Origin of the sequence: Azonexus hydrophilus (assembly GCF_905120355.1) — a bacterium.
Taxonomy (GTDB): domain Bacteria; phylum Pseudomonadota; class Gammaproteobacteria; order Burkholderiales; family Rhodocyclaceae; genus Azonexus.
Genome location: NZ_CAJHOB010000003.1, coordinates 132,783 through 158,490, shown reverse-complemented (window position 1 = coordinate 158,490; position 25,708 = coordinate 132,783). Strand labels below are relative to the sequence as shown.

25 protein-coding genes are annotated in these 25,708 nt (G+C 63.0%); 10 read left to right on the top strand and 15 right to left on the bottom strand.

Translation table 11 applies throughout. The annotated features are described in order from the left end of the window. Window positions 1-53: 53 nt before the first annotated feature. The 6 genes from JYJ39_RS03450 to JYJ39_RS03425 all read right to left on the bottom strand — a co-directional run bounded on the left by JYJ39_RS03450 (window position 54) and on the right by JYJ39_RS03425 (window position 8,982). The gene (locus tag JYJ39_RS03450; protein WP_205202080.1) at window positions 54-1,451 is read right to left on the bottom strand and encodes an aspartate ammonia-lyase; all 1,398 of its coding nucleotides are present in this window, start codon (window positions 1,449-1,451) and stop codon (window positions 54-56) included. A 162-nt stretch (window positions 1,452-1,613) separates the two neighbouring features. Beyond that, the gene (gene gap / locus JYJ39_RS03445; RefSeq protein WP_205202078.1) at window positions 1,614-2,642 is read right to left on the bottom strand and encodes a type I glyceraldehyde-3-phosphate dehydrogenase; all 1,029 of its coding nucleotides are present in this window, start codon (window positions 2,640-2,642) and stop codon (window positions 1,614-1,616) included. A gap of 35 nt (window positions 2,643-2,677) precedes the next feature. Then, a complete protein-coding gene (gene tkt, locus JYJ39_RS03440; RefSeq protein ID WP_205202076.1) occupies window positions 2,678-4,681 on the bottom strand; it encodes a transketolase in 2,004 nt (667 codons plus the stop codon). Window positions 4,682-4,819: 138 nt separating this feature from the next. Beyond that, on the bottom strand, window positions 4,820-5,839 hold the full coding sequence (locus JYJ39_RS03435; protein ID WP_205202075.1) for a class 1 fructose-bisphosphatase: 1,020 nt from the start codon (window positions 5,837-5,839) through the stop codon (window positions 4,820-4,822). 30 nt (window positions 5,840-5,869) lie between these two features. Continuing rightward, a complete protein-coding gene (locus JYJ39_RS03430; RefSeq protein WP_205202074.1) occupies window positions 5,870-8,347 on the bottom strand; it encodes an EAL domain-containing protein in 2,478 nt (825 codons plus the stop codon). 77 nt (window positions 8,348-8,424) lie between these two features. After that, window positions 8,425-8,982: a thioredoxin family protein gene (locus JYJ39_RS03425; RefSeq protein WP_205202073.1), complete on the bottom strand. Its 558-nt coding sequence runs from the start codon at window positions 8,980-8,982 to the stop codon at window positions 8,425-8,427. Window positions 8,983-9,058: 76 nt separating this feature from the next. On the opposite strand from JYJ39_RS03425, the gene JYJ39_RS03420 reads away from it, so the two are divergent. Genes JYJ39_RS03420 through argA form a run of 3 tightly spaced genes read left to right on the top strand, consistent with a single transcriptional unit; the run spans window position 9,059 to window position 12,624 of the window. Further along, entirely contained in the window at window positions 9,059-9,802 is a 744-nt protein-coding gene (locus JYJ39_RS03420; protein ID WP_205202072.1) for a 16S rRNA (uracil(1498)-N(3))-methyltransferase, read from the top strand. Then, window positions 9,795-11,294, top strand: a complete 1,500-nt coding sequence (pap, locus tag JYJ39_RS03415; RefSeq protein WP_205202071.1) for a polyphosphate:AMP phosphotransferase — start codon at window positions 9,795-9,797, stop codon at window positions 11,292-11,294. The genes JYJ39_RS03420 and pap overlap by 8 nt, the downstream gene beginning before the upstream one ends. Before the next feature lie 10 nt (window positions 11,295-11,304). Then, entirely contained in the window at window positions 11,305-12,624 is a 1,320-nt protein-coding gene (argA, locus tag JYJ39_RS03410; RefSeq protein ID WP_205202070.1) for an amino-acid N-acetyltransferase, read from the top strand. A 22-nt stretch (window positions 12,625-12,646) separates the two neighbouring features. On the opposite strand, the gene JYJ39_RS03405 is transcribed toward argA, so the two are convergent. Continuing rightward, the gene (locus JYJ39_RS03405) at window positions 12,647-13,471 is read right to left on the bottom strand and encodes a ferredoxin--NADP reductase (protein ID WP_205202069.1); all 825 of its coding nucleotides are present in this window, start codon (window positions 13,469-13,471) and stop codon (window positions 12,647-12,649) included. A 292-nt stretch (window positions 13,472-13,763) separates the two neighbouring features. On the opposite strand from JYJ39_RS03405, the gene icd reads away from it, so the two are divergent. From icd to murI, 3 genes are all read left to right on the top strand, one after another. After that, window positions 13,764-15,005, top strand: coding sequence for an NADP-dependent isocitrate dehydrogenase (icd, locus tag JYJ39_RS03400; RefSeq protein ID WP_205202068.1), 1,242 nt, complete (start codon window positions 13,764-13,766; stop codon window positions 15,003-15,005). A gap of 73 nt (window positions 15,006-15,078) precedes the next feature. After that, on the top strand, window positions 15,079-15,324 hold the full coding sequence (locus tag JYJ39_RS03395; RefSeq protein ID WP_205202067.1) for a hypothetical protein: 246 nt from the start codon (window positions 15,079-15,081) through the stop codon (window positions 15,322-15,324). Window positions 15,325-15,359: 35 nt separating this feature from the next. Further along, window positions 15,360-16,187: a glutamate racemase gene (gene murI, locus JYJ39_RS03390; RefSeq protein ID WP_205202066.1), complete on the top strand. Its 828-nt coding sequence runs from the start codon at window positions 15,360-15,362 to the stop codon at window positions 16,185-16,187. Here murI and JYJ39_RS03385 read toward each other — a convergent pair. Beyond that, window positions 16,179-16,724, bottom strand: coding sequence for an energy transducer TonB (locus JYJ39_RS03385; protein ID WP_205202064.1), 546 nt, complete (start codon window positions 16,722-16,724; stop codon window positions 16,179-16,181). The two genes, murI and JYJ39_RS03385, sit on opposite strands and share 9 nt — an antisense overlap. A 61-nt stretch (window positions 16,725-16,785) precedes the next feature. On the opposite strand from JYJ39_RS03385, the gene JYJ39_RS03380 reads away from it, so the two are divergent. Beyond that, complete coding sequence (locus JYJ39_RS03380) at window positions 16,786-17,826, top strand: ankyrin repeat domain-containing protein (RefSeq protein WP_205202062.1); 1,041 nt, start codon at window positions 16,786-16,788, stop codon at window positions 17,824-17,826. Between the two features lie 79 nt (window positions 17,827-17,905). Further along, window positions 17,906-18,262 carry a hypothetical protein gene (locus JYJ39_RS03375; RefSeq protein ID WP_205202060.1) on the top strand — a complete coding sequence of 119 codons (357 nt, stop codon included), beginning with the start codon at window positions 17,906-17,908 and terminating at the stop codon, window positions 18,260-18,262. 9 nt (window positions 18,263-18,271) lie between these two features. Here the strand turns inward: JYJ39_RS03375 and JYJ39_RS03370 are convergent, their stop codons facing one another. The 3 genes from JYJ39_RS03370 to aceB form a co-directional block, all read right to left on the bottom strand. After that, window positions 18,272-18,994, bottom strand: coding sequence for an LrgB family protein (locus tag JYJ39_RS03370; RefSeq protein ID WP_205202058.1), 723 nt, complete (start codon window positions 18,992-18,994; stop codon window positions 18,272-18,274). Next, window positions 18,991-19,341: a CidA/LrgA family protein gene (locus JYJ39_RS03365; RefSeq protein WP_205202192.1), complete on the bottom strand. Its 351-nt coding sequence runs from the start codon at window positions 19,339-19,341 to the stop codon at window positions 18,991-18,993. The genes JYJ39_RS03370 and JYJ39_RS03365 overlap by 4 nt, the downstream gene beginning before the upstream one ends. 113 nt (window positions 19,342-19,454) lie before the next feature. Then, complete coding sequence (gene aceB, locus JYJ39_RS03360) at window positions 19,455-21,053, bottom strand: malate synthase A (RefSeq protein ID WP_205202056.1); 1,599 nt, start codon at window positions 21,051-21,053, stop codon at window positions 19,455-19,457. A 170-nt stretch (window positions 21,054-21,223) separates the two neighbouring features. On the opposite strand from aceB, the gene JYJ39_RS03355 reads away from it, so the two are divergent. Beyond that, a complete protein-coding gene (locus JYJ39_RS03355) occupies window positions 21,224-22,126 on the top strand; it encodes a LysR family transcriptional regulator (RefSeq protein WP_205202055.1) in 903 nt (300 codons plus the stop codon). A 100-nt stretch (window positions 22,127-22,226) separates the two neighbouring features. Further along, entirely contained in the window at window positions 22,227-22,583 is a 357-nt protein-coding gene (locus JYJ39_RS03350) for a YbaN family protein (protein WP_240189524.1), read from the top strand. Window positions 22,584-22,590: 7 nt separating this feature from the next. Here JYJ39_RS03350 and JYJ39_RS03345 read toward each other — a convergent pair whose 3' ends face one another. From JYJ39_RS03345 to JYJ39_RS03330, 4 genes are read right to left on the bottom strand one after another with little or no spacing between them, the layout of a single operon-like run. Further along, window positions 22,591-23,286, bottom strand: coding sequence for a DUF599 domain-containing protein (locus JYJ39_RS03345; RefSeq protein ID WP_205202054.1), 696 nt, complete (start codon window positions 23,284-23,286; stop codon window positions 22,591-22,593). 34 nt (window positions 23,287-23,320) lie between these two features. Then, a complete protein-coding gene (locus tag JYJ39_RS03340) occupies window positions 23,321-24,190 on the bottom strand; it encodes an HDOD domain-containing protein (protein ID WP_205202053.1) in 870 nt (289 codons plus the stop codon). A 12-nt stretch (window positions 24,191-24,202) separates the two neighbouring features. Next, the gene (locus JYJ39_RS03335; RefSeq protein WP_205202052.1) at window positions 24,203-25,024 is read right to left on the bottom strand and encodes a response regulator; all 822 of its coding nucleotides are present in this window, start codon (window positions 25,022-25,024) and stop codon (window positions 24,203-24,205) included. A gap of 45 nt (window positions 25,025-25,069) precedes the next feature. Next, the gene (locus JYJ39_RS03330; RefSeq protein ID WP_205202051.1) at window positions 25,070-25,705 is read right to left on the bottom strand and encodes a hypothetical protein; all 636 of its coding nucleotides are present in this window, start codon (window positions 25,703-25,705) and stop codon (window positions 25,070-25,072) included. Between the last annotated feature and the right edge of the window lie 3 nt (window positions 25,706-25,708).

The following is a 25,708-nucleotide window of genomic DNA, read 5'->3' as shown; positions in this document are numbered from 1 at the left end:
CGGTCACAAAAAAGGCCTTCATTATGAAGGCCTCGTTCAGCGTGTGGGGTGGGTCAGTTGCCCAGGGCACCCGGCACGGTGAGTTTGTCGGCCACCAGAAGCGCCTTCAACTTGCTTTGCTCCATGATGCCCAGTTCTTCGGCGACGATGGCGATCGGCTTGCCACTGGCGATGGCAGTCTTCACGATCTGGGCCGATTTTTCGTAACCAATCAGCGGGTTGAGGGCGGTGACCAGGGTCACTGATTCGGCGATGCGGTTTTCCAGCAGATCCGTGTTGGCTTCGATGCCTTCGACGCAATTGACCTGCAGGGTGTGACAGGCGTTGGCCAGGTGCTTGAGGCTCTTGTGCAGGGACCAGGCCATCAGCGGTTCGAAGGCGTTCAGTTGCAACTGACCCGCTTCGGCGCACATGGTGATGGCGACGTCGTTGCCGATCACCTCAAAGCAGACCTGGTTCATGACTTCCGGGATCACCGGATTGACCTTGCCCGGCATGATCGAGGAGCCTGCCTGGCGGGCGGGTAGCTTGATATCGCCGACACCGGCTTGCGGGCCGGAAGAGAGCAGGCGCAGGTCGTTGCTGATCTTCGATAGCTTGACGGCGATGCGCTTGAGGATGCCGGAAATGTCGGCAAAGGCACCTGTGTCGCTGGTGGCAGCGATCATGTCGGCCGCCTTGACGACGGGCACACCGGAGAATTCGGCGAGCTTGGCGGTGACCGTATCGGCGTAGCCGACCGGGGCGTTGATGCCGGTACCGATGGCCGTGCCGCCCATGTTGATTTCGCACATCAGTGAGGCAGATTCACGCAGACGTTTTTCGTCGTCGGCAATCATCGAGACAAAGGAAGCGAATTCTTGGCCCAGCGTCATGGGAACGGCATCCTGCAACTGGGTACGGCCGATCTTGAGAATATCCTTGAACGCGTCAGCCTTGACCTGGAAGGCGCCGCGCAGTGCGGCCAGTGCCTTGAGCAGGTCCTGGATGCCGTACCAGGTCGCCATTTTGACGGCGGTCGGGTAGGAATCGTTGGTGCTCTGCGAGGCATTGACGTGGTCGTTCGGGTGGATCACGTCGTAGCGGCCTTTTTCCAGGCCGAGAATTTCCAGGGCGCGGTTGGCGATGACCTCGTTGGCGTTCATGTTGGTCGAAGTGCCAGCGCCGCCCTGGATGACGTCCGTGACGAAATGGGCATCGTAGTGACCGGCGGCGACATCGTCGCAGGCGCGGGAAATGGCATCACACTGGCGGGCATCGATCATGCCCATGGCCAGATTGGCGTGGGCGGCAGCCTTTTTAACGTAGGCGTAGGCGCGGATCAGGTTGGGCATTTCGGCCACGGTCTGGCCGCTGATGGGGAAGTTTTCGACGGCGCGGGCGGCATGGACGCCCCAGTAGGCTTCGTCGGGCAGGTTCTTGGAACCCAGAAAATCACTTTCTTGACGCATGGAGGTTTCTTTCAATAGATAAAAAAATGGAGGGAGTCGGGCGGACGGCAGGGTAAACAGGCTTTGGCCATGATCGTTTCCTGTGAGAAGCGGCGGAGGTACGCCGGAGATGGTAAAACGCCCCGTCTGCACGGGGCGTGTGTGCGGAGTGGATGCTGTGGTTTAGCGGGCGACCATCCAGGCGCGGGCGGCGTCGAGCATGCGGCAGGAGTAGCCCCACTCGTTGTCGTACCAGGCCAGCACCTTGACCAGGGTCGAGCCGTCTGCGGCCTTCAGTACACGCGTTTGCGTTGCGTCGAAGGTCGACGAGACGGTGGTGTGGTTGAAGTCCGACGACACCAGCGGCTCGGTGTTGACCGCCATGATGCCCTTGAGCGGGCCGTTGGCCGCGGCGGTCATCAGTTCGTTGATCTCTTCCTTGGTCGTGGCGCGCTCGGCGGTGAAGGTCAGGTCGACCAGCGAGACGTTGATGGTCGGCACGCGCAGCGCGAAGCCGTCGAACTTGCCGACCAGCTGCGGCAGCACCAGGCCGACGGCCTTGGCGGCGCCGGTCTTGGTCGGGATGATGTTGGCGGCGGCGGCGCGGGCGCGGCGCAGATCCTTGTGGCGGACGTCGACGGTGACCTGGTCGTTGGTGTAGGCGTGCACCGTGGTCATCAGGCCGGACTTGATGCCGATGGCGTCGGACAGCACCTTGGCCACCGGGGCCAGGCAGTTGGTCGTGCACGAGGCGTTGGAAACAACCGTCATCGCCTGGGTCAGGATGCTTTCGTTGACGCCCATGACGATGGTGCCGTCGACGTCGTCACCGCCCGGGGCAGAGATCAGCACGCGCTTGGCGCCCTGTTCCAGCAGGGCCTGGGCCTTGGCCTTGGAGGTGTAGGCGCCGGTGCATTCGAGCAGGACGTCGACACTGTGGTCGGCCCAGTTGATGTCCTTGGGGTTTTTGGTCGAGTAGAAGGGGATTTTCTTGCCGTCGATGATGATGCAGTTCTCACCTTCAGTTTCGACGCTGGTGGTGAAGCGGCCATGCGTCGTGTCGTACTTCAGCAGGTGGGCGTTGGTCGCCAGGTCGCCGGAGGCGTTGATGGCGACGACGTCGAATTCGTTCTGCAGCCCCTGCTCGTAAATGGCGCGCAGCGTGCAGCGACCGATACGACCGAAACCGTTGATTGCAACCTTGATAGCCATGGATCTAGTTCCTCTCTGCGTTGGATGGATTGAAATCAGGACAACAGGCTTTTCGCCGTGGCGACGACGTTGCCGACGGTGAAGCCGAATAGGTCGAACAACTGGCCGGCCGGTGCCGATTCGCCGAAGCGGTCGATGCCGATCACGGCGCCATGCAGGCCGACGTATTTGCGCCAGAAATCCGGATGCGCCGCTTCGATGGCGATGCGCTTCTTGCAGGCGCCGAGTACTGCCGCCTTGTAGTCGTCGCTCTGGCGGTCGAAGACATTGGTGCAGGGCATCGAGACGACGCGCGCGGCAATGCCTTCGCCGGCCAGTGCGGCCTGGGCGTCGAGCGCCAGCTTGACTTCGGAACCAGTGGCGATCAGCGTGATCTGCGCATCGGCGTTTTCGGCCAGCACGTAGCCGCCCTTGGCGATGTCGCTGTCGGTGACGTTTTGCGTCACGGTCGGCAGGTTCTGGCGCGACAGGGCGAGCAGGCTTGGGCCGTTTTTACGGTCGACCGCCGAAATCCAGGCGATGGCGGTTTCCGTCGCGTCGGCCGGGCGCCAGACATCCAGATTCGGGATGATGCGCATCGATGGGATGTGCTCGACCGGCTGGTGCGTCGGGCCGTCTTCGCCGAGGCCGATGGAGTCATGGGTATAGACCATGATCTGGCGCTGCTTCATCAGCGCCGCCATGCGGATGCCGTTGCGGGCGTAATCGGAGAAGACGAGGAAGGTGGCGGTGTAGGGAATCAGGCCGCCGTGCAGCGCGATGCCGTTGGCGATCGCGGTCATGCCGAACTCGCGCACGCCGTAGTAGCAGTAGTTGCCGCCTTCGGTGCGGGTGACGCCCTTGCTGCCCTTGACGAAGGTCAGGTTGGAGCCGGCCAGGTCAGCCGAGCCACCGAAGATTTCCGGCACGGCCGGAACCAGCGCGGCGATGGCGTTTTGCGAGGCCTTGCGGGTGGCGATGTTCTCGGCCTTGTCGCGGCAGGCCTGCAGGTAGGCCGCCTTGGTGGCCTCCCAGGTGGCCGGCAGTTCGCCCTTGAGCACGCGGCGTTCGAATTCGGCGGCCAGTTCGGGGAATTCGGCCTGGTACTTGGCGAAACGGCGCTGCCAGTTTTCCTCGAAGGCGGCACCGCGGACCTTGCCGTTCCAGGCAGCATAGACATCGTCCGGGATTTCGAACGGTGGATGGTTCCAGCCGATGTAGGCGCGGGCGGCGGCGATTTCATCCTTGCCCAGCGGTGCGCCGTGGCAGTCGTGGCTGCCCTGTTTGCCTGGTGAGCCGGCACCGATGATGGTCTTGCAGCAGATCAGGCTGGGTTTGCCAGTTTCGGCACGGGCGGCGATCAGTGCCTTCTCGATGGCCTCGGCATCGTGCCCGTCTACATTGGCAATGACGTGCCAGCCGTAGGCTTCGAAGCGTTTCGGCGTGTCATCGGTGAACCAGCCTTCGACGTGGCCGTCGATGGAAATGCCGTTATCGTCCCAGAAGGCGATCAGCTTGCCCAGGCCGAGCGTGCCAGCGAGCGAGCAGGCTTCGTGGGAGACGCCTTCCATCAGGCAGCCGTCACCAAGGAAGGTGTAGGTGTAGTGGTCGACGATGCTGTGGCCGGGACGGTTGAACTCGGCGGCCAGCACCTTCTCGGCCAGCGCGAAGCCGACAGCGTTGGTGATGCCCTGACCGAGCGGCCCGGTGGTCGTCTCGACGCCCGGCGTGTAGCCGTATTCCGGGTGCCCCGGGGTCCTGGCGTGGAGCTGGCGGAAGTTCTTCAGGTCGTCGATGCTGACATCGTAGCCGGTCAGGTGCAGCAGTGCGTAGATCAGCATCGAGCCGTGGCCGTTCGACAGCACGAAGCGGTCGCGGTCGGGCCACGCCGGATTGGCCGGATTATGGCGCAGATGGCGACGCCACAGGACTTCGGCGATTTCCGCCATGCCCATCGGGGCGCCGGGGTGGCCGGAGTTGGCCTGCTGCACGGCATCCATGGCGAGTGCCCGGATGGCATTGGTCAGCGGGGTGAATTTTGGGGGAAGGCAAACGCTCATGATGCAAATCCGGCGTGTAAAAAGGCAAAATTATCCGTCAAAAGGCAGCGATTGGATAGGTTGGCAGCAAAACACAACGTATGTGTGGCTGCCAACTGACCTGGATCATTCGCAACGCCAGGCAAGCCAGGGTGTGGTTCAGGCTGCGCCCTGGTGATAGCCGGTCACGCGTTCGACTTCCTCGCGTGAGCCGAGGATGACCGGTACCCGCTGGTGCAGGTCCTGCGGTGCGATGTCGAGGATGCGCTGGCGGCCGGTGGTGGCAGCGCCGCCAGCCTGTTCGACGAGAAAGGCCATCGGGTTGGCTTCGTACATCAGGCGCAATTTGCCGCCCTGGGTGCGCACCTTTTCATCCATCGGATACATGAAGATGCCGCCGCGGGTCATGATGCGATGTACGTCCGACACCATCGATGCCACCCAGCGCATGTTGTAATCCTTGCCCAGCGGACCTTCCTTGCCGGCCAGCATTTCACTGACGTAGCGCTGCACCGGGGCTTCCCAGAAACGCTGATTGGACATGTTGATGGCGAATTCCTTGGTCTGCACCGGGATCTGCACATTTTCCTGGGTGAGCAGGAACTGGCCGTGTTCGCGATCCAGGGTGAACATGGCGACCCCACGGCCGACGCTCAGGACCAGCAGGGTGGTTGGGCCGTATAGCGCATAACCGGCGGCGACCTGTGCCGTGCCGGGCTGCAGGAATGCCTGGCGAGCGGCTTCCGGGGTGGATAGGTCGGCGTTGTCCGGGCATTTCAGAACCGAAAAGATGGTGCCGATCGAGACGTTGACGTCGATGTTCGACGAGCCGTCCAGCGGATCGAAGGTAAGCAGGTACTTGCCTTTGGGGAAACGGTTGGGCACCAGGTGCGGCAGTTCCATCTCTTCGGAGGCCATGGCGGCAAGATACCCCCCCCATTCGTTGGCTTCGAGCAGGATTTCATTGGACAGCACATCCAGTTTCTTCTGTGCTTCGCCTTGTACATTATCGCTGCCGGCCTCACCCAACACATCGCCCAGGCCCCCTTTGCCGATCGCGACCGAAATGTGCAGGCAGGCGCGGGCGACGATCTTGATCAGGAAGTTGAGGTCCGCCGGGACGCAACCGGCACAGCGATGTTCTTCGACGAGATAACGAGATAGGGTCGGGCGTGCCATGGCAGCCTCCAGAAACGGAAAGCGCGGATTTTACCCGCCTGGCCGGTGTGTGTGCAGGAAGCTGAAAGCAGCGGGGCCGTGCAGGGGTTTGCTGAACAGGTAGCCTTGTACTTCGTCGCAACCGTTGCTGCGCAGCAATTCCAGTTGGTCGTCGGTTTCCACGCCTTCGGCAATCACCTTGAGACCGAGTGAATGAGCAAGGGCAATGGTGCCGAATGCGATGGCACGGTCGTTCAGATCCTGCTCGATGTCGCGCACGAAGGAGCGGTCGATCTTCAGCCGGTCGATGGGGAACAGTTTGAGATAGGCGAGAGAAGAGTAGCCGGTACCGAAATCGTCGATCGCCAGATTGATGCCCATGCGGCCGAGGCGGGTGAGAATCAGGGTGGCCTCCTCGGGATTTTCCATCACCGAGCTTTCGGTGATTTCCAGTTCGAGGAGTTCGGGCGGCAGGCCGGATTCGGCAAGGACACCGGCGACGATTTCGCAGAAGTCGCGGCGCCGTAACTGGCGGGCGGATACGTTGATGGCGATGCGCAGCGGCGCCAGACCATGGTCGATCCAGCGTTTGACCTCGCGGCAGGCGGTGTGCAGTACCCAGTCGCCGATTTCGACGATCAAGCCGGTTTCCTCGGCAATTGGGATGAAACGGTCGGGGGCAATGACGCCGTCGACCGGATGGTGCCAGCGCAGCAAGGCTTCGACGCCGGTCGGCATGCCGCTGGTAGTGTCGAACTGGGGCTGAAACTGCAGGGCGAATTCCTGGTTGCTGATGGCGCGGCGCAGCTTGCGCTCGATATCCATGCGTTCCAGGGCGACCTGGTTCATGTTCGGGGCAAAGAACTGGTAATTGTTGCGGCCGGCCGATTTGGCGTGATACATCGCGGTATCGGCGTTCTTCAGCACATCATGGCTGTCGCCACCGTCATCGGGGAAGAGGCTGATGCCGATCGAGGGGCTGGTGTGCAGTTCGTGCTCTTCCGCCATGATCGGCGTGCTCAGGCTGTTGACCACCTTGCTGGCGACGAGGGCGGCATCGGCGGGGGACGTAATGCCGGGCAGGACGATGACGAACTCGTCACCGCCCAGGCGGGCGACGAAATCGGTTTCGCGGGTGACCGTGCTGAGTCGGGTGGCGACTTCGCGCAGCAACTGGTCTCCGACCTGATGCCCCAGGGTGTCGTTAATGGTCTTGAAGCGGTCCAGGTCGATAAACATGATGCCGATTCGCCAGCTATGCCGCCGTGCCTCCGGTAGCAACTGGCCAAGGCGGGTGAGCAGGGCCAGGCGGTTGGGCAGGCCGGTGAGCGGATCGTGCTGCGCGATGTGCTGCATCCGCGCTTCGCTTTCCTTGCGTTCGGTGATGTCGGCGAAAATCCAGATATAGCGGTGCGCCAGACCACTGATCTGGTCTTCCACCTGCTTGATGCGCAGGCTGGCCGGGAAGGTCGAGCCATTGTGTCGGCGGATGCTGATTTCGCCCCGCCAGGCACGGTGTAGCTTGAGCGCGGTATGCAACTCGTGCTGCTGCCAGGACGCGGTGCTGTCGATGAAATTGAATACCTGGGCGTTGGGCAACTGTTCCAGCGGATAGCCCGTCATGGCCGAGGCGGACGGGTTGGCGGAAATGATGGCGAAAGCTTCGTCGGTGACGAAAATCCCGGCCGGGGTGTGGTTGAAGACTACCTGGGCCAGCTTTTCCTTTTCCGCACTGGCGACGCGGTCGGAGATGTCGGTGTAGATGGTGACCAGCCCGCCATCGGCCATCGGGCGGCCACGGACATCGAGGGTCTGGCCATTGGGGCGGGTGCGTTCGAAATGGTGCGGTGCATGCTGCTGGGCGCGCTGGAGCATGTGGTGCACGATGGTTTGCGGATCGCCGGGGCCATATTCGCCACGTTCGGCATTGAAGCGATAGAAATCGCCCAGGGTCGGGGGCGAGCCGGTGAAGAATTCGTCCGGGATGTCGAGCAGCTGACGAAAGCGGGTGTTGGCAATCTGCAGGCGGAAATCCTTGTCGAACATCGAAATGCCGCAGGGGACCGATTCGATCACGGCTTCCAGCAATTCGTGTTGCGCCTGCAGCGCCACCGTGGCGGCCTTCTGTTCGCTGATGTCGGTGTAGGTGGTGATGAAGCCCGCGAGTTGTCCGTCGAGGACGAGTGGCTCACCGTGCACCAGGTGCGTGCGACCGCCGGGGCGGGCGCGTTCGAAACGGTGTGGCAGGAACTGGCGTGCCAGCGCACAGATTTCGCGGATGTAGTCTTCGGGGTCGCCGGGGCCATATTCGCCGCGCTCTGCCGGAACGCGGATCAAATCCGCAAAACTGACGCCCTCAACCACGATTTCTGGCGGCAGGTCGAGCACCTCGATGAACCGGCTGTTCCAGACCCGCAGGCGAAGATTCTGGTCGAACACGCTGATGCCCTGGGCCATGCTGGCGACGACCGCCTGCAGGTAAGCCAGATGCAGGCGGAGCGTATCGGGGCTGTGCAGCGGTGGTGTCATGGGTGCGGCGGTGGCGACAGGCGTGGCGGACAGGGGCGGATCATAGCGGAAAGTGGGGGGTGAAACATTGTGTCAGATCAGACTTTGCGCCATTTGATCGAGCAGCCGATCGAAGGCTGCTGCGTTTCGGGGCCGCGGCCGTGTGCGGCAATATCGCGCAGGGCAAGGAACAGATCGCGGCGGGCATCTGCGGCGGCGGGTTGCATCCCGGAAGCATCGAGGCGGCCACGGTATTGCAGTTTCAGGTCGGCGTTGTAGCCAAAGAAGTCCGGGGTGCACACGGCCCCATAGGCGCGGGCCACGCTCTGGTCGGCATCGAGCAGGTAGGGAAAGGGGAAGGCCAGTTCCTGCGACCAGCGTTGCATGTTGGCAAAGCTGTCGGCCGGGTAGGCCGCGCTGTCATTGCTCATGATGGCCACGCTGCCGATGCCCAGCTCGGCCAGTTCGCGGCAATCGCGGATGATGCGCGTGATCACGGCCTGCACATAGGGGCAGTGATTGCAGATGAACATCACCAGCAATCCCCTGGGGCCGCGGCAATCGGCCAGCGTCCAGTGTTTGCCGTCCACGCCGGGGAGCGAGAAATCGGAGGCGGCGGCGCCAAAATCACAGATCGGGGGATGCAGGGCGGCCATCTCGTGTCTCCTTTTGCCGGACGTGTTTGCGATGTTTTGCTGCGCGCTGTGCTGAGTGCTGCCGCATAATAGCAGGATGAATGCTCCCCGTTTCTACTGTCGAGAAGCCCTGGCGCCCGGGGCTCTGGTTGAATTGCCGGCACCGGTGGTGCGCCATGCCGTGCGCGTGCTGCGCCTGGGGCCGGGCGATCCCGTCGTGTTGTTTGATGGGCGAGGGGGCGAATATCCGGCGCTGCTGCAGCGGATCGAAAAAGAGCGGGCCTGGGCCGAGCTGGGGGCGTGGCAGGATGTCGAATGTGAATCGCCTCTGGCGATCACGCTGATTCAATCCCTGCAGGCCGGCGACAAAATGGATTTCACCATCCAGAAGGCGGTTGAACTCGGGGTGCGCGCTATCGTGCCGGTGGAGAGCCGGCGCAGCGTCCTGAAACTGGCCGGCGAGCGGGCCGGCAAGCGGGTGGCGCACTGGCAGGGGGTGGCCGCCGCCGCGTGCGAGCAGTGCGGGCGCAATCAGGTGCCGCTGGTGGCGCCGCTGTCGCGCCTCGATCAATGGCTGGCGCGACCGGCGCCGGAAGGTCTGCGCCTCCTGCTGGCACCGGATGCCGCCGTCAGCCTGCATGCCATCCCGCGCCAGACGAGCATTCAGTTGCTGATCGGCGCCGAAGGCGGGCTCGATCCGCAGGAGATCATTGCGGCAACGCAGGTGGGGTTCCAGGCCGTACGGCTGGGGCCGCGCGTGCTGCGTACGGAAACGGCGGGGCTGGCGGCGATTGCCGCCTTGCAGGCCTTATGGGGTGATTGGGGGGGGCAAGATGTTTGAATCGGCAGAACTCGGGCATCACATCGACAAGGATGTGTACAAGACGGAAGCGCCCCGTCTGCGCGCCGAATTGCTCGACATCCAGTACGAAGTGCTGGCGCAGAAGGCGTTTCCCGTGGTCATCCTGGTGTCGGGGGTGGATGGCAGCGGCAAGGGCGAGACCATCAATTTGCTGTATTCGTGGATGGACCCCCGGCACATCTCCACCCTGGCGTTTGCCGAGCCGAGCGACGAGGAACGCGAACGGCCCTACATGTGGCGCTACTGGCGGGCACTGCCGCCCAAGGGCAAGATCGGTATCTTTGCCGGTTCCTGGTATTCGCAACCGATTTCCGAGCGGATCAGCGGCGAGATGGGGCGGGCAGAACTGGCTGAGCGCCTGGAGGAAATCAACCGTTTTGAAGCGATGCTGGTGAATGAGGGGGCGCTGGTCCTCAAATTCTGGTTTCACCTGTCGCGCGAGGCACAGAAAAAACGCCTCAAACTCCTGGCCAGCAATCCGCAGACGGCCTGGCGCGTGAGCAAGAAAATCTACGCCCGGCAGAAAACCTACCAGCAGTTGCAGACGACGGCGAGCCATGTCCTGCGCGTGACCAATACGGCCAAGGCGCCTTGGATCATCGTCGAGGGCACGGATGATGCCTATCGCTCGCTCACGGTCGGGCGGGTGATCCGCGATGCCATGCAGCGGCGCTTGTCGCAGCCGGTCGCGCCGGTGCCGGTGGCGCCGCCGGTGCATCATGCGGTGGATAAACGCAGCGTACTGGGCGAACTCGACCTCAGCCAGAGTCTGGGCAAGAAAGAGTATGAGCGGCTGCTGGCACGCTATCAGGCGCGCCTGGCAGAATTGCTGCGGGCGCCGCGTTTCACCAGCCGTTATTCCCTGGTGCTGGTGTTCGAAGGTTCCGATGCGGCCGGCAAGGGAGGCAGCATCCGGCGCCTGGCGGCGGCGATGGATGCCCGTCACTACCAGATCGTGCCCATTGCCGCACCGACCGAGGAAGAGCGGGCGCAGCCCTATCTCTGGCGCTTCTGGCGGCATGTGCCGCGCACCGGGCGGGTCACCATCTTCGACCGCTCCTGGTATGGGCGGGTGCTGGTTGAGCGGGTCGAAGGCTATTGCCGGGAGGAAGACTGGCTGCGCGCCTATGCCGAGATCAACGATTTCGAGGATCAGCTGGAAGACGACGGCGCCCTGGTGGTCAAATTCTGGCTGCAGATTTCTGCCGACGAACAGCTGCGCCGCTTCAAGGAGCGTGAGCAGACCGATTTCAAGCGGTTCAAGATCACCGCCGAAGACTGGCGCAACCGCGACAAGTGGGACGACTATCTTACTGCGGCGTGTGACATGATTGACCGAACTTCCACCGACATCGCGCCTTGGACGCTGGTGGAAGCCAATGACAAGAACTTCGCCCGGATCAAGGTGCTGCGCACCGTGTGCGAGCGGATCGAGGCCGCCCTGGCCGACGCAGAAGACAGCAACAAGTGAGCAGCGAGAAATGAGCGACACGCCCTACGATCAACACTTCGTCACCTGGTTTCGCGAGGTGACGCCCTACATCAACGCTTTTCGCGGCAAGACCTTCGTCCTGGCCTTCGGCGGCAAGGCCATTGCCAGCGAGTTCATCAAGACACTGGCTTACGATGCCAACTTGCTGGTCAGCCTGGGCATCCGGCTGGTGCTGGTGCATGGTGCGCGGCCGCAGATCGAGGAGGCACTGCGCGAGAAAGGCATCGAATCGAATTACCATCGCGGCTACCGGGTGACCGACGCGGAAAGCCTGACCTGCGTGCTTGATGCGGTCGGCAGCGTGTTCCTCAAGATCGAGGCCCTGCTGTCGCAAGGCTTGCCGAATACGCCGATGGCCAACAGCCGGATCCGCGTCATCGGTGGCAACTTCATCAACGGCCAGCCGATTGGCGTGCTCGACGGCATCGACATGCAGTACGCCGGCAAGGTGCGCAAGGTGGACGCCGAGGGCATCATCGCCCAGCTGGGTCTGGGCAACATTGTGTTGCTCAACTGCGAAGGGCCGTCGCTGACAGGCGAAATCTTCAATCTGCAGATGGAAGAAGTGGCTGAGGCCGTGGCGGTTGCCCTCAAGGCTGACAAACTGGTCTATCTCACCGACAGCACCGGCGTGACCGACAAGAAGGGGGAACTGCTCGATGAGCTGACCGCCGACGAGGCCTCCCGGCTGCTGGCGGGGGCCGACTGGCTGACGCCCGACATGCGCCGTTACCTGCCGTGTACCGTACGCGCCAGCCGGGCCGGCGTGGGGCGGGTGCACCTGATCAGCTATGAGCAGGATGGGGCGCTGCTGCGCGAGTTGTTCACCCACGATGGTGTGGGCACCGTGGTCACCCGCGAATCGCTGGAAAACATGCGCGAGGCCAAGGCTGACGATATTCCTGCCCTGATCGCCCTGATCGAACCGATGGAGCAGGAAGGCATCCTGGTGCATCGGCCGCGCGAACTGCTGGAGCAGGAAATCGAACGTTTCTCCATCATGCTGCACGACGGCATCATTGTCGGCTGTGCCGCGCTTTACCAGCACTCCGAAGAAGAGGCCGAGCTCGCCTGTCTCGCCGTCAATCCGGATCACCGCGAATGGGGCTATGGCGAACAGCTGATGAAGCGTATCCTGCGCCGCGCCCGCCAGGCCGGCATCAAACGCCTGTTCGTGCTGACCACCCGCACCGAACACTGGTTCGTCGAACGTGGCTTCAAGCTGGGGACGGTCGATGAGCTGCCGGCGGCGAAGAAGGAAATGTACAACTGGCAGCGCCGCTCCAAGGTGTTGTGGCGCAACGTTTAGTTTGTCGTTTGCCGGGCTGTAGTTACCAATAATTCTCGCTGGCAAAGTGTCCCGGTGCGCGGCCGAGGTCGGGGCGCAGGCCGCGAGCGCTGAGGGCGGCGCGGACGTCGTCGAGCATTTGCGGATTACCGCAGAGCAGGATGCGGGAATCGTCGCCCAGCGCCAATTGGGCTGCGGTTTCCAGGCTGCCGTCGGTGATGGCGCGGTCCAGACGTTGCGACAACGCGCCCGGCAACTGTTCCCGCGTGATGATCGGAACGAAGCGCAGCTTGTGTCCCTGTTCCGCCCACAGCGGGTGCTGCGGCAGGGCGGCGATTTCATCGCGGTAGGCGAGGTCGGCGGCCTGGCGCACGCTGTAGGCGAGGACGATATGCTCGTACTGCACCCACACCGCCGGGTCGCGCAGAATGGAGAGGAAGGGCGCGATGCCGGTGCCGGTGGCGAGTAGCCACAAATTGCTGCCGCCGACGAAACGGCTGGTGGTGAGATAGCCGTAGGCCGTTTTCTCCACGTACACCGTGTCACCCACCTTGCAGGTGGCCAGGCGTGACGTGAAGGCGCCGTCCGGCACCTGGATGGAGAAGAAATCCAGGTGCTCGTCGTAGGCGGCAGAAACCATTGAGTAGGGGCGCCAGATGGTGCTGCCCAGCGGGCCGTCAAGCCCCAGGCGGGCGAATTGGCCGGGTTGGAAACGGAAGGCGGCCGGGCGGCTGAGGCGGAAGGAAAACAGGCGTTCCGTCCAGCGCTGCAGGTGCAGGATCTTCTCTGCCGTGCCTTTCAGCAAAGGCGACGGGGGCGGCTTGCGCCAGCTCGGCGTGGTTTTGGATTGAGGTGCGTCGTCATTCATTGGTGTGCCGTTCCAGCCAGTGTCATTGTCGGGTCCGGGGCAGTCTTCAGGCGTCGTGCCCGTTCATTGCTTGCGTGCAGCGAACTCGTGCCAGACCTGCCGCATGAATTCGAGATGGCAACGGGGAAAAGGTTCCTGCCGCTGTGCCGCTGCCGATTTGTGCTGGCGCATTTCCTTTGTTGCAATATTTCCCCATAATGTTTCACGTTGGCCGGCGGAGACAAACGGCCACAGGTTGGGGGGAGCGCTGCACGACCTCCTCCCTGCACAAAAAATCAACAAAGGAGTTGCCATGACTTCCCATATCAAGGTGCCGCAGGGCGGTGCAAAAATCGTTCCCGGCCAGCCGGTGCCGGACAATCCCATCATTCCCTTCATCGAGGGTGACGGCATCGGCATCGACATCACGCCGGTCATGATCGACGTGATCGATGCGGCGGTGGCCAAAGCCTATGGCGGCAAGAAGAAAATCCACTGGATGGAGGTGTATGCCGGAGAAAAATCGGTGCGCCTGTATGGTCCGGACGAATGGCTGCCGCAAGAAACCTTCGCCGCCCTGAAGGAGTACGCGGTATCGATCAAGGGACCGATGACCACGCCGGTGGGCGGCGGTATCCGTTCGCTCAACGTGGCGCTGCGTCAGGAGCTCGATCTCTACCAGTGCGTGCGTCCGGTCCGCTATTTCAAAGGGGTGCCGTCGCCGTTGAAGCAGCCGGAACTGACCGACATGGTGATCTTCCGCGAGAATACCGAGGATATCTATGCCGGCATCGAATGGGCGGCAGGTTCCGAGGGCGTGAAGAAGGTGGTGGCTTTCCTGCAGCAGGAGATGGGCGTGCGGAAAATCCGTTTCCCGGAAACTTCCGGCATCGGCATCAAGCCGGTCTCGGTGGAGGGCACGGCGCGTCTGGTGCGGGCGGCCATTCGGTACGCCATGGACAACGACCGCAAGTCGGTGACCCTGGTGCACAAGGGCAACATCATGAAGTTCACCGAGGGCCTGTTCCGCGATACCGGCTACCAGATCGCGCGTGAGGAATTCGGCGCCGAACCAATTGATGGCGGGCCGTGGTGTCGCCTGAAGAATCCGGCGACCGGGCGCGAAATCGTCATCAAGGACGCCATCGCCGATGCTTTCCTGCAGCAGATTCTGTTGCGACCGGCCGAATACGATGTGATCGCCACTACCAACCTCAACGGCGATTACATTTCCGACGCCCTGGCCGCGCAGGTCGGCGGCATCGGCATCGCGCCGGGAGCCAATATTTCTGACCAGTACGCCGTATTCGAAGCCACGCACGGCACGGCGCCGAAATATGCCGGCCTGGACAAGGTCAATCCGGGCTCGCTGATTCTTTCTGCCGAAATGATGCTGCGCCACCTGGGCTGGAAGGAAGCGGCCGATCGGGTCATTCAGGCCATGGAAGCCGCCATTGGCGACAAGCAGGTGACCTACGACTTCGCCCGCCTGATGGAGGGGGCGCAAGAATTGTCCTGTTCCGAATTCGGCGCCGCGATGATCGCGCGTATGTAAAACGGATGTGTCAGGCGTAGAATGGGGCCCCCACTCGGGGCCCTTTTTACCCGCAGATTGACGGAGAACGACCATGAAGAAAATTCTTGCCCTGCTTGCCGTAGCCCTGTTTGCCAATGGCTCCGTGCTGGCTGCCAATCAGTGTGCGGCGCAGGCCGTGGATAAAAATGGCAAGCCGCTGGCGGGTGCCGCCAAAAGCTCGTTCATGAAGAAATGTCAGCGCGAGGCCTGTGAGGCGCAGGCCATCGACAAGAACGGCAAGCCACTGGCCGGTGCGGCAAAAAACTCCTTCGTGAAGAAGTGTCAGGCCACGCAGTAAGCGGCGTGCCGCATCGGTTGCCGGGGAGGGTGTAGTTGAATTTTTCCAGCCATGCGCTGCACTCGCCGGTGGCCGTTTTCGATTCCGGTTTTGGCGGTCTGACGGTTTTGCGTGCCCTGCGCGCTCAACTGCCGGACGAGGATTTCTTTTATTTCGCGGATACGCGCTATTTTCCCTATGGCGAGCGGCCGGCGGAATTTCTGCGCGAGCGGTGTGTGGCGATTGCTCAGTCGCTGCAGCGGGCCGGCGCCAAGGCGTTGGTGATTGCCTGTAATACGGCCAGCGCGGTCGCTGCCGAGGCGATTCGCGCCGCTGTTTCGGTACCGGTGATCGCGCTCGAGCCGGGCGTCAAACCGGCGGCGGAGTCCAGCCGCAATGGGCGGATCGGCGTGCTCGCCACGCAGCGAACCCTGGAGAGTGAGCGCTTTCAGCGTTTGCTGGGCACCTACGGACAAGGCCGGGAGGTCTTTGGTCAGGCCTGTACCGGTCTGGCCGATGCGATCGAAAACGATGGGCCGGCCTCTGCCCGGGTGGCCGCCTTGCTTGATCGCTATGTCACGCCCCTGGCGGCATTGCAGGTCGATACCGTGGTGCTGGGGTGTACCCACTATCCCTGGGCCAGCGCGGAAATTGCCCGGCGCCTACCGCCGGAAACCCGTCTGGTCGATACCGGCGAAGCCGTGGCGCGGCAATTGACGCGCCGCCTGCAGGCCGAGCACTGCGCCGGCGGTGGCCACAGCCGCCTGCTGGCCGGGGCCAGCGTTGAGCCGGCGACGCTGGCAGAAAAAATCGAACGCCTGTGGGGGGCGCCGCTGCCGCTCATTTTCTGGTCGCCGCAGGCTTTGCCGGAATATTCAGCGTAAGCGGAAACGTACCGGCAGCAGCGCTTCCTGCGGTGCGTCGCCGGGCAGGCTGCGCAAGCGGCGCACGGCACGCACCGCGGCGTCGTCGAGCAGGGGCTGGCCGCTGCTTTCCTCGACCCGGGCGGCGGCAATGTTGCCCTGGGTGTCGACAATGAAATACACCAGAACCTCGCCCTCCAGTCCTTGCGCGATGGCTTCGGCGGGGTAGAACAGACCGCTGTTCTGCTGCTGCACCAGTTGGTCACGCACGCTCTGCGTCCAGGTTTTTGCGGCAGGAGGTGCAGCTTTCTTGGGTGGGGGGCTGGGTGCCGGGGTGGGCGGTGGCTCGGGCGGTAATTCCAGTTCGGGTACGCTGGGCGTTGCCACAACCTGTGGCCGCAACTGGGCGTGCAGTGGCGGCGCCTTGGCGGGAGCTGCCGGTGGCCGCAACAGACTAGGCGCGACGAGTGCCAGGGCGTGGGCCAGCAGGGAGAGCATCAGCGCCAGCGGTAGTCGGCTGCGTTGCGGCAAGTCAAAGCGGGGCAGCGGGTGCGGCATGAGAGAATGGGCGCGGTAGCAGGAGGAAGCGCACGTGAGGAATGAGCAAGAAAGGATGTCGATGAACGTACGGAGCAAAGCCGTCAAGGCCGTCATGATAATCGTGATGGCGCTCGTCTGCCCGGCCTGGGCCGCGCCCTGGGAGGGCGGCGTGGTGAAACTGCCCGACCCGGTCACCTTCAGCACGCAAATGGAACTGGGCGATGTCAAACTCGCGACCGCCTGGCTCGATGCCGGCCTGCCGCCCGATTTCCTCGGCAGCCGGATCGGCTCCGGTGTGATGATTGGTGCCTGGGAGGGAAATCTCGAACTGATGCGTCTGTTCATTTCGCGCGGTGCTGATCTTGATCTGCGCAACAGCAATGGTGAAACCGCCTTGACCCTGGCGGCCTGGCGCGGACAGATGGCTGCCGTGCGCTGGCTGGTGGAGCGCGGGGCGCGCATCAACAGCGCGCCGCGGCAGTGGTCGCCGCTGCATTACGCGGTGTTCGGTGGTCACAAGGAGGTGGTTGATTACCTGCTGGCACAAGGGGCGGATGTGAATGCCCAGAGTACCAATGGCTCCAGCGTGTTGATGATGGCGGTGTACGAAGGTCACGGGGAGCTGGCCAAGCGCCTGCTCGAGCGCGGAGCGCGGGTCGATGCCCGCAATGATTGGGGCGATGGGGCACTGGAATGGGCGATGCGCAACAACCGGATGGATATCGCGCGCGCTGTCAGTGACCCGGAAAGTTTTCAGGCGGCAGTCAATCAGCCCAAAGAGAAATGGGGGCAGCCGCAACGCTCGCTGAACATGAGTCCGGAGCTGGAAGCCTTGCTGGCGATGCGCAAGACCCTGAGCGAGCGACAGCATTCGACCGACGCGATCGACCGCCGTATCGCTGCCGAGCGGGTGCGGATCGTGCGTGAGCAGATGGACCGGCCAACACTGCAGCGGGCAACGACGCTGGAGATCACGGCGCAGCGGCAGCAGCCCAGCCAGCAGTCGGCCCGTATCGTTGGCCAGGAGGCCGGCAAACTCAAGGGCGGCGCGCCGGTGCCGCCGGCAACCTTCCACGGTCGGGCAAAAATGCCGGTCAAGGCGCCGGTGCGTAACTACTGACGCTGCTTTGCTACCGCCGGCCTGTCCTTCCGGGCAGTTGCGCGCTTGGTCGTGCTCCGGCAGACTGGCCGCGTCATTGATGCCAACTCACACGTACCAGGGGGAAAACATGCTGTATGCCGCACGCGATGCACAGGGAAATATCTGCGACTTACAACCCGCCCCGTGTGGTGCGGCGCAGGAGCGGGTCCAGGCGGACAACCCCGATGTGCTGCAGTTCATTCATGAGCGCTGGCGGCAGAATGAACTCAATGCCCTCGACCGCGAATTCGTGCGTGCCCTGGAAGACACCATCGAATTGCTGATCAAGAAGAACCTGATCCTGTTTACCGAGCTGCCGCCGCAGGTGCAGGAAAAGATGATGCGGCGCAAGGAAATCCGGCAGCAGGGCGGCTTTGAGACGGGGCTGCTGGATAACGACATCATCCGCCTTTAGTCCCGTTGTCTACAGCAGCCAGTGGGCGACCGCAGGCAGCAGGACGGCAGTGAACAAACCGTTCAGTCCCATGGCCAGGGCGGCGAAGGCGCCGCTCTGTTCGTTGAGCTGAAAGGCGCGGGCGGTGCCGACGCCGTGCGCCGCGATGCCCATCGCAAAACCGTTGCCAGCCGGATCCCTGAGGCCGGCACGCCGCAACAGGGCGGGGCCGAGCGCGGCCCCGAGAATGCCGGTAAAAATCACCAGAACCGCCGTCAGCGACGGCAGGCCGCCGATCTTTTCTGCAATGCCCATGGCAATGGGCGTGGTGACCGACTTGGGGGCCAGCGACGCCTGGATGACGGCACTGGCACCGAGCGCACGGGCAATCAGGACGGCGCTGACGATGGCGACACTGCTGCCGGCGAGCAGGGCCAGAGTGAGCGGGCCGAGCAGCCGGCGCACCTGGCGGAAGTGGGTGTATAGCGGCACAGCCAGGGCGACGGTGGCCGGGCCAAGCAGGAAATGTACGAACTGGGCGCCGGCAAAATAGGTTTCATACGCGGTATCGCTCAGCCACAGCAGACTGCCCAGAATGGCGACGGCAATGAGTACCGGGTTGGCGAGCGGATGCTGGCCGCTACGCTGATAGATATGGTGTGCCGCCTGGTAGGCCAGCAGGGTGAGGGTCAGACCGAGCAGCGGCGAGGTGGCGAGATAAACCCACAATTCGTTCAGGGGGGCGGGCGTCATGGGGTTTCCTCCTGCGGGCGCTGGGCCAGGCGCATGACTGCGGCGCTGACCAGCATGGCCAGCAGTGTGCTGACACACAGGGCGACGCTGATTGCCAGCCATTCTTCCTGAATCAGACGCAGGTAAAGCACGACCCCGGTGCCGGCGGGAACGAATAGCAGCGACAGGTGTTGCAGCAGGGCTTGCGCTGTCGTGCGCAATTCCGTGCTGGGGCCATCGCGTAGCAGCAAGAAAAGGAAGAGGAAAAACATGCCCAGCACCGGGCCGGGGACGGGCAGGCCCAAGGCACGGATGACGATTTCACCGAGCAGCTGGCAGACGAGCAGAAGAGTCAGGGCGGGGAGCATGGCGGGCAAGGAAGAAAAAGGCCTGGTTGCCGTGGCAGACCTGGCCTGAACAGTGTGCCGGGTCCGTTGTCGCACTTGTATGTGCAGCACCGGACCCGGAGTGGTTGGCCGGATCAGGCCATGGCTTCGTACAACGGCAGGGTCAGGAATTCCGGATAGTCCGGGGTCAGCGACATGCGGTCGAAGATTTCGGCGGCCTGGTCGTAGGTCGCGGTGTCTTCGCCTTGCGCCGCGACGGTGGCTTTCACCTTGGCCAGTTCTTCGGCGATCATCGGGCGGACCATTTCAACGGTGACCTTGCGGCCGTCGTCGAGGATGCCCTTGGGCGACACCACCCACTGCCACACTTGCGAGCGGGAGATTTCGGCGGTGGCGGCGTCTTCCATCAGGTTGTGGATGGGCACGCAGCCGTTGCCGGCCAGCCAGCTACCCAGATAGTGGATGCCGACGTTGATGTTGTTGCGCAGGCCGGCTTCGGTGATCGGGGTGGTCGGGCGGAAGTCGAGCCATTGTTCGGGGCCGAACTTGCCTTCCACCTGCTTCTCGAACTGGTTCGGCTTGTCGCCCAGCACCTTGACGAACTCTTCCATGGCGATCGGCACCAGGCCCGGGTGGGCCACCCAGCCGCCGTCGAAGCCGTCGTTGGCGTCGCGGGTCTTGTCGTGGCGGATGCCGGCCAGCGCCTTTTCGTTGGCGACCGGGTCGTTCTTGATCGGGATCAGGGCCGACATGCCGCCCATCGCCGGGGCGCCGCGCTTGTGGCAGGCCTGCACCAGCGCCAGGGCGTAGGAGCGCATGAAGGGCACTTCCATGGTGATGGCGCCGCGCTGGGCCAGGCAAAAATCCTTGTTCTTCTTGAACTTCTTGATGCACGAGAAGATGTAGTCCCAGCGACCGGCGTTCAGGCCGGCGGAGTGGTTGCGCAGCTCATACAGGATTTCTTCCATCTCGAAGGTGGCGAGGATGGTTTCGACCAGCACGGTGGCCTTGATGGTGCCTTGCGGCAGGCCGACGTGGTCCTGCGCCATCACGAAGATGTCGTTCCACAGGCGGGCTTCCAGATGGGATTCCATCTTCGGCAGGTAGTAGAAGGGGCCGGCGCCACGGGCGATCTGTTCTTTGGCGTTGTGGAAGAAGACCAGAGCAAAATCGAAAATGCCGCCGCCGACGCGTTGGCCGTCAACGGTCACGTGCTTCTCGTCGAGGTGCCAGCCGCGCGGACGGATCTGCAGCGTGGCGATCTTGTCATTCAGTTTGTATTCCTTGCCGGCTTCGTTCTTGAACGACAGTTCGCGGCGGATGGCCTTGTACAGGTTCACCTGGCCCTGGATTTGGTTGTCCCAGTTCGGGCTGTTGGAATCCTCGAAGTCGGTCATGTAGGAGTCAGCGCCCGAGTTGAAGGCGTTGATGATCATCTTGGCTTCGACCGGGCCGGTGATTTCGACGCGACGGCATTGCAGCGCGGCCGGCACTGGCGCAACCTTCCAGTCACCTTCGCGGATGTGCTTCGTTTCCGGCAGGAAGTCCGGCATTTCGCCGGCGTCGATGCGGGCCTGGCGCTCGATGCGGGCCTTCAGCAGTTCCTGACGGCGGGCTTCGAAGGCGCGGTGCAGTTTGGCGACGAATTCGAGCGCTTCGGTGCTCAGGATGGCTTCCCATTCAGGCTTGATCGGGGCGGTGATTTGCATGCCTTGTGGCAGGTTGAGACTCATGGTGTTCCTTTCAGATCGATGGGTGCGTTAAACGGGTTAGCGGTGAGGGCGGCGCCAGTAGTGCAGAGTGGCGGCTGCTTGACTCTTGTATAAGAGTATATTGTGTATCGAATAAGCTGATAAGCTGCGCTTTGTGCAATTTATCTTGTACCTAAAGTATCGAATCAGCCATGGATATTTTCAAACAGATGACCGCTTTCGTTGCCGCCGCCCAGCGCGGCAGCCTGTCGGCGGCGGCGCGCGGTGAAGGTGTGACGCCGGCGATGATCGGGCGGCGGCTTGATGCGCTGGAAAGCCGCCTAGGCGTCCGCCTCGTGCACCGCACGACGCGGCAATTGACGCTGACCTCCGAGGGGCAGGCTTTTTTTGAGGATTGCCAGCGTTTGCTGACCGAACTGGCCAATGCCGAGGCTGCGGTATCTCTGGGCGGTGCGCGGGCCAGCGGGCATCTGCGGGTGTCGGCGCCGGCCGGTTTCGGACTGCGTCATGTGGCGCCGCTGGTGGCTGATTTCATGCAGCAGCATCCGGAAGTGACGGTCAATCTCGATTTGTCGGATCGCCTGGTGGACCTCATCAACGAAAACATCGACTGCGCCATCCGCATTGGCGAACTGACCGATTCCAGCCTGGTCAGTGTGCGTCTGGGGGAAATGCGCCGAGTGGTGGTGGCCAGCCCGTCCTATCTGGTCGCGCATGGTGTGCCGCACACGCCGGAGGACCTGACAGCGCATAACTGCCTGGCGTTGGGGCCGCAGCGGGGCTGGATTTTTCGTGATCCGGAGCGGGGCGAATTGCAGACGCGCAAAGTCACCGGCAGCTTTTCCTGTAACGATGGTGCGGTCCTGCACGAATGGGCCCTGGCCGGGCGTGGCCTGGCCTGGCGCTCATTGTGGGAAGTCGGGGGGGATCTCGGCGAAGGCCGCCTGACGACCGTGCTCGATGCCTGGCAGGCGCCACCGATGGGGATTTATGCGGTTTTTCCACAACGCCGCCACCTGCCGTTGCGAGTACGCCTGTTTATCGACCTCTTGCGCGACAATTACGGCCGTGCCAGTTACTGGGAAATGCGCTGAGTCCGTCAGCGAGTGAACGAAATCGTCCGGGAGTGTTGATGCTGATGTGTCTGTCCGAACTGATCTGCCTCTCCGGCCACCCTGCGTGGCGGGGACGGCGATGATGAAGAAGCCGGTCTATCGTGCGCTCGGCGCCTTGTCCGTGGCGCTTGGGCTGGTCGGGGTGTTTCTGCCCATCATGCCGACCACCCCTTTTCTGATTCTCGCGGCGTATTTTTTCGGGCGCTCGCATCCGGAATGGGAAGAAAAGCTGCTGGCCCATCCGACCTTTGGCCCGCTGATCATCGCCTGGCGCGAACGTGGCGCCATTCCGTTGCTGGCCAAATGGCTGGCCACCGCGATGCTGGCCGTCAGCAGTGTCGGTAGTGGGTGGTATTTGTCCGACGGCTGGCGCTATCTGCCCGCCGTGATCAGCGTGGTGGTGCTCGCCTGGATGTGGTCGCGGCCAAGCCGCTGAAGGCGGCTTAGGTGCCGTCCTGACGCAGGGCGGCCAGCGCCGGTGAGCGGTAGTCGCGGCGGTAGAGGACGACCAGGATGGCCAGTGAGGCGAGCGCACAGATCAAGGGATTGAGCAGCCAGACTGCGGCCGCTAGACCGAAATAGTAGGCGCGGATGCCGCGGTTGAAATCGTCGCCGGCCAGACTGTTAGCGCCAGCCAGGCGGCGGGCGTAGCTGTCGATTTCCGGCGCCCCGGCGGTGCCTTGCGGTGCGGCGCCGACCAGGATGGACAGCAGGTTGAACTGGCGTAGCGACCAGGTGAATTTGAAATAGGCGAAGACAAAGGAACCCAGCACCAGCATCAGCTTGATTTCCAGCAGTTCCTTGTTGCCCAGCGCCGAAAAGGGCAGGTCGGCGGCCAGGCCGAGCAACTGATCAGCGGCGCCGAGTGCGGCGATCAGGCCGGCGATGATGTAGATGGTGGTGTTGGCGTAAAAGGAGACGCTGGTGACCAGATTCCCGATCAGGGTGGAATCGGCCACGCGGATGTCACGCTCCAGCAGACGATAGGCCCAGAGCAGGCGGTAGTGCTGGGTGGTGCTGTTGAGGCCATGGGCGCCGCCACGGCTGTGTTCGGAAAACCAGGCATAACCGCCCCAGCAGGCAAAGAAAGTCACCAGCGCCAGCCAGTCGAGCGGGGAAAGATGGGGGAGTGCGTGCATGGTAACGACGTGTGGGTGGTGCGAACGATGGATTTCAGGGCGTTTCAATTTCAGCCTGGCGGGCTGCCTGCACCATCTCTTCCGGCGCGCCCAGGCGCTCCAGCAGGTGGCTGCGGCCGAGGAAAAGCAGTTCCTGGATGGCGTGCAGATCGTCCGGCAGGGCAGGGTCGTTCCAGCCACTGGCGGTGTGCCGGGCAAGATTCAGCGCCAGGTTGACGTAGCGCGCGTTGGTGATTTCGGCATCTTTCGGGTCGAGTAGCGTCAGCAACAGTTCCGGCAGCCCCCAGCGTTCGACCAGGCCACTCATGATGTCGGCGAGCGGAGCGCCAAAAACACTTTCCTGTACCGCCCGGCTGCGTAATCCCGGCTGCGCCTGCAACCGTTCGCGGGCCTGGATGGCCAGATTGGGCGCGAAGCAGTACATCAGGATTTCGACAAATTCGTGCAGCAGGGCGGCGAGGGCGATTTCCTCGTAGCTCTTGTTCTGGCGCAGCAAGGCCCAGTCGCGTGCCCAGATGCTGGCCTGACGGCTGCGGGCGACGCTTTTGAGCAAACCGAGCATGGCTTTCGGATGGGCCTTCAATTGGTGCTCGATGATGGGCAGGTCCTGGCAGCTGCTGAAAAAACGCTCGGTACCTATCATCACCAGGATGCGCTCGACGGTGGTGATGTCCACGACTTGCCGTGCCGAGCGGTTGGCTTTCATGGTGCGGAACAGGCGCAACGTCATCAGCGGGTCGTGCACCACGATCTGTGCCAGGGCGCGGGTATTGATGTTGTTGGCGGTGTCGCGCAATTCCGCCAGGCGGTTGGCGGTCAGGCGCAGGATGGGGAGTTCGATACCGGCAAAATGGTCGACCCAGGCCGTGGCGCTGGGGAAGGGATAGTCGATCAGCAGGCTCATGGTGGTGCGGACTCAGCGCTTGAAAAGCTTGTTCAGGAAGTTCTGCACATACGCCGGTCGCACCGGCTTGACGACATAGCCACAGGCTCCTAGGCCGGCTGCCTGCTGCACCAGTTCGCGCGTGGCGTTGCCGGTGACCATGACGACAGCTGTGTGTGGGCTGGCGGCGCGAATCCGCGGCAGCGCTTCCAGGCCGGAGAGGATGGGCATGTTCACGTCGAGGAAAAGGACGCTGGGCTGATGCGCTTCGGCGGCATGAATGGCCTCTTCGCCGTTGGCGGCCTGGCCGACGACATCGAGACCATAGTCGACCAGAATACCCTTGAGCAGCAGGCGGATCGAGCTATTGTCGTCTACCAGTACGGCGGTACGGGAGGCTTTGCGGCCGCAGCTGGCGGCGGGTACTTGCTTTGCCGTTACGGCTGCTGTGGCGGCCGCGTTGCCGGCAGTGCTTTCGGTCGCCATGGCTTGCTGGCGCAGGGCGCTGATTTGTTGCAATTCATCGATGATCTGCTTTTGTCCGAAAGGCTTGCGCAGGAACCCTGCAGCACCGGCATCGGCGGCCAGCTTTTCGATCTCGCCGTCCTCGGACCCGGTCATGAAGACGACGTCGATATCCGGATAGTCAGTGCTTATTTCCTTGAGCAGCGCCAGACCGTTCTTTCCCGGCAGGTGGTAGTCCAGGCAGACTACCTGTGGCCGCAGGCGGTGGATGTCATCGAGCACGCTGTTGCCGTTGTCCAGTTCACCGACAACGGTATGGCCCTGACTCTTGAACAGCGTGGAGAGCAGTGAGCGCATCGAGGCGTTGTCTTCGACGATCAGGATCTTCATGGCGAACTCTGTTTTATCGGGATGTCTGTGCCGGAGGCAAGTGTATCAGGGGTCTTGCGCGGCGGAGTGCGCCGCTGCTGTGGTGTGCAGCAGGGCACGCAGTTCGTCGCTGCGAATGCGCGCGCGCGGGCGGCCGTCGCGTTGCTTGAAACTGACGCGTTCCAGCTGCGGGGCGAGTATGACCAGGTTGGCATCGGCGCTGTCGGTGGCGATCTGCAATACCGCTTCGACCTTGTCATGACGCGGGTTGGCGTGCTGGACGTCGATGCCGTGGTTGAGGAGAAAGATTTCCACTTCCTTGGCGCTGTCGGCAAACAGCAGCAGATCGATCTGGCTGTATTCGCCCGCCGTGCCATCGAGCACCGAGCCCGTCAGATAGGGCCTGAAGGCGGCGAGGAATTCCATCAGCTGCAGGGCGGAGCGCCGCATCGCGGCGAGGATGGCCGGATGCTCCGCCGCCTGGTAGAGGGCGCGGTAAGCGCGCAGTTCGTCGTCGATCTCGCTGTTGTCGGGCAGGGCCGTGTGTTCCGGCAGACCCAGCTGGCGCAGCGCCTTCTTCTTTGCCTGCTGGTAATCGGTGATGCCGTCTTCGGCCATCAGGCGTGCGGCAGCGGCAGCAATGCCGGTGCGTGTGCTGCCAGGGGCAAGGGACGGTTTGCGGGGGCTGTCGTGGCGGGCCATGGC

Excerpts from the sequence above, each read along its gene's own strand:
- JYJ39_RS03345 (WP_205202054.1), bottom strand. The coding sequence starts at position 23,286 with ATGCACGCACTCCCCCATCTTTCCCCGCTCGACTGGCTGGCGCTGGTG.
- pap (WP_205202071.1), top strand. The coding sequence starts at position 9,795 with ATGTTTGAATCGGCAGAACTCGGGCATCACATCGACAAGGATGTGTAC.
- JYJ39_RS03395 (WP_205202067.1), top strand. The coding sequence starts at position 15,079 with ATGAAGAAAATTCTTGCCCTGCTTGCCGTAGCCCTGTTTGCCAATGGC.
- icd (WP_205202068.1), top strand. The coding sequence starts at position 13,764 with ATGACTTCCCATATCAAGGTGCCGCAGGGCGGTGCAAAAATCGTTCCC.
- JYJ39_RS03435 (WP_205202075.1), bottom strand. The coding sequence starts at position 5,839 with ATGGCACGCCCGACCCTATCTCGTTATCTCGTCGAAGAACATCGCTGT.
- JYJ39_RS03385 (WP_205202064.1), bottom strand. The coding sequence starts at position 16,724 with ATGCCGCACCCGCTGCCCCGCTTTGACTTGCCGCAACGCAGCCGACTA.
- JYJ39_RS03365 (WP_205202192.1), bottom strand. The coding sequence starts at position 19,341 with ATGCTCCCCGCCCTGACTCTTCTGCTCGTCTGCCAGCTGCTCGGTGAA.
- JYJ39_RS03355 (WP_205202055.1), top strand. The coding sequence starts at position 21,224 with ATGGATATTTTCAAACAGATGACCGCTTTCGTTGCCGCCGCCCAGCGC.
- JYJ39_RS03380 (WP_205202062.1), top strand. The coding sequence starts at position 16,786 with ATGAACGTACGGAGCAAAGCCGTCAAGGCCGTCATGATAATCGTGATG.
- JYJ39_RS03430 (WP_205202074.1), bottom strand. The coding sequence starts at position 8,347 with ATGACACCACCGCTGCACAGCCCCGATACGCTCCGCCTGCATCTGGCT.
- JYJ39_RS03450 (WP_205202080.1), bottom strand. The coding sequence starts at position 1,451 with ATGCGTCAAGAAAGTGATTTTCTGGGTTCCAAGAACCTGCCCGACGAA.
- JYJ39_RS03420 (WP_205202072.1), top strand. The coding sequence starts at position 9,059 with ATGAATGCTCCCCGTTTCTACTGTCGAGAAGCCCTGGCGCCCGGGGCT.
- JYJ39_RS03330 (WP_205202051.1), bottom strand. The coding sequence starts at position 25,705 with ATGGCCCGCCACGACAGCCCCCGCAAACCGTCCCTTGCCCCTGGCAGC.
- JYJ39_RS03340 (WP_205202053.1), bottom strand. The coding sequence starts at position 24,190 with ATGAGCCTGCTGATCGACTATCCCTTCCCCAGCGCCACGGCCTGGGTC.
- JYJ39_RS03370 (WP_205202058.1), bottom strand. The coding sequence starts at position 18,994 with ATGACGCCCGCCCCCCTGAACGAATTGTGGGTTTATCTCGCCACCTCG.
- gap (WP_205202078.1), bottom strand. The coding sequence starts at position 2,642 with ATGGCTATCAAGGTTGCAATCAACGGTTTCGGTCGTATCGGTCGCTGC.
- JYJ39_RS03375 (WP_205202060.1), top strand. The coding sequence starts at position 17,906 with ATGCCAACTCACACGTACCAGGGGGAAAACATGCTGTATGCCGCACGC.
- JYJ39_RS03335 (WP_205202052.1), bottom strand. The coding sequence starts at position 25,024 with ATGAAGATCCTGATCGTCGAAGACAACGCCTCGATGCGCTCACTGCTC.
- argA (WP_205202070.1), top strand. The coding sequence starts at position 11,305 with ATGAGCGACACGCCCTACGATCAACACTTCGTCACCTGGTTTCGCGAG.
- JYJ39_RS03405 (WP_205202069.1), bottom strand. The coding sequence starts at position 13,471 with ATGAATGACGACGCACCTCAATCCAAAACCACGCCGAGCTGGCGCAAG.
- JYJ39_RS03425 (WP_205202073.1), bottom strand. The coding sequence starts at position 8,982 with ATGGCCGCCCTGCATCCCCCGATCTGTGATTTTGGCGCCGCCGCCTCC.
- aceB (WP_205202056.1), bottom strand. The coding sequence starts at position 21,053 with ATGAGTCTCAACCTGCCACAAGGCATGCAAATCACCGCCCCGATCAAG.
- JYJ39_RS03350 (WP_240189524.1), top strand. The coding sequence starts at position 22,227 with ATGATGAAGAAGCCGGTCTATCGTGCGCTCGGCGCCTTGTCCGTGGCG.
- tkt (WP_205202076.1), bottom strand. The coding sequence starts at position 4,681 with ATGAGCGTTTGCCTTCCCCCAAAATTCACCCCGCTGACCAATGCCATC.